Raw genomic sequence first — 1,907 nt, forward strand, 5'->3', positions numbered from 1 at the left:
GAAAGTGACTCGCCCGCCGGGGCGAAATCCCGGCCCCGGAATCAACCAAAGCACAACGCCTCATTCGCCACCGTCCTTCGCCACATCGCCACCTCGCATGCGCCGCACCAACTCGAGCTCAGCCTGGAAGTCCACGTAATGCGGCAGCTTCAGATGCTGCACGAACCCCGACGCTTCCAGACTGTCGCTGTGCGAAAGCACGAACTCCTGCATCTGCGCCGGCGACTCGACCGTCTCCCCAAGCTCGTCCGCACGCAGCGCACGGTCGACGAGGCTCATCGCCATCGCCTTGCGCTCGCTGTGGCCGAAGGCCAGTCCATAGCCGCGGGTGAACTGCGGCGGTTCGGTCTTGCTGCCGGCGAACTGGTTGACCATCTCGCACTCGGTGATCTCCAGATCCCCGATGGAGATCGGAAAACCCAGCTCCTCCGGCGCCAGCTCCAGCGCCACGCTGCCAACGCGGATCTCGCCGACGAAGGGATGGCTGTGGGAGTAGCCGCGCTGGGTCGAATAGGCCATCGCGAGCAGGAAGCCTTCGTCGCCGCGCGCGAGGTTCTGCAGGCGGGTGGCCCGGTCGGCGGGAAAGCGCAGCGGTTCGCGCGTCAGGTCCACCGGCGCGGGATCGCCGGGGGGCACGGAGCGGGTCTCGATCAGGCGCTCGTGGTTGAGCAGGTCCACCACGCGCGGCATGGCGGCGGGCGCTTCCATCAGCGTCGTCGCGGCTGCCTCGGTGCGCGCAGGTGCCTCGCCGTTGGCGAGCAAGGTGAAGTCGAGCAGCCGCTGCGTGTAGTCGTAGGTCGGGCCCAGCACCTGCCCGCCGGGCAGGTCCTTGAAGGTGGCGGAGATGCGGCGATCCAGCTGCATGCGCGCGGTGTCCAGCGGCACACTCATGCCCAGGCGCGGCAGCGTGGCGCGGTAGGCGCGCAGCAGGAAGATGGCCTCGACCAGGTCACCCGCTGCCTGCTTGATGGCAAGCGCGGCGAGCTCCGGGTCGTACACCGAGCCCTCGGTCATCACGCGGTCGACGGCCAGCTTGAGCTGCTCACGGATCTGCGTGACGGAAAGCTCGGGCGTGGCACCGTCGCCGCGGCGCTGCTCGGCCAGCAGCCGATAGCTCTGGAGGATGGCGGCTTCACCGCCCTTGACTGCGACGTACATCGGCTCAGTCCTCCAGCTCGATGTGAGTGGTGCGCGGCAAGCCGACGATCTGGTGCTGCGTCGCGAGGAACAGGTCCACGCCGCGCGGGAAGGCTGCCTGCGCCACCAGGCGGTGCGCCATGTCGCTGGGCAGGCCGTCGACGCACAGGCGCGTCTGCGTGCGGATGCCGGGGCCGCGCAGGGTCCAGCCTTCGTTGTCGTCGCCATCGGCCAGCGAAGGCACGTCCACCACGCAGGTGGCGGACTGCTCGGGCGCGACGTCCGTGCCCTGCGCGAAGCGCTCCAGGGCAGGCGCCTCGTCGCTGCTCGCAATCCATGCGAACTGGGCCTGGGCCGGATCGTCCACCAGCGTGCAGCCGCTATGGAAGCGCAGCCATGCCGCTGCGTCGCTGGCTGCGAGTGAGGGCGAAAGCCACAGCTTGCAGTCCGGGTCGAGCAGTGCGAGCAGCAGGGCGGCGGAAGCCGCATGTCCGCGCGAAGGCACTTGCGCGTCATGCGGCAGGTCGACGATGCGGCCCGGGTGCGATAGCGCCTCCAGCGCGGCGCGGAACACGGCCTGGCTGCCGAGCGCGAGGTCGGAGAAGCCTGCGCCGATGGCGGAGAGATCATGGGTGCTCATGGTGGTGCTCAGAAACCTCGCTCGCGGTTCTCATTGCGGCTGGGGGGTTGGCTTGTGCTGTCGATTCGTACGTTGCTGCTGGTCTGAGTGCGGAGCCGGGAGTTCGCCCCGGCGGGCGAGTCACTTTCTT

2 protein-coding genes are annotated in these 1,907 nt (G+C 68.9%); both read right to left on the bottom strand.

Annotated elements, in window-relative coordinates; genetic code table 11:
- Positions 1-60: 60 nt before the first annotated feature.
- Positions 61-1,158, bottom strand: a complete 1,098-nt coding sequence (locus tag APY03_RS00005; protein WP_068672689.1) for a carbon-phosphorus lyase complex subunit PhnI — start codon at positions 1,156-1,158, stop codon at positions 61-63.
- 4 nt (positions 1,159-1,162) lie between these two features.
- On the bottom strand, positions 1,163-1,777 hold the full coding sequence (phnH, locus tag APY03_RS00010; RefSeq protein WP_068672690.1) for a phosphonate C-P lyase system protein PhnH: 615 nt from the start codon (positions 1,775-1,777) through the stop codon (positions 1,163-1,165).
- Between the last annotated feature and the right edge of the window lie 130 nt (positions 1,778-1,907).

Source organism: Variovorax sp. WDL1, from assembly GCF_001541225.1.
Taxonomy (GTDB): domain Bacteria; phylum Pseudomonadota; class Gammaproteobacteria; order Burkholderiales; family Burkholderiaceae_C; genus Variovorax.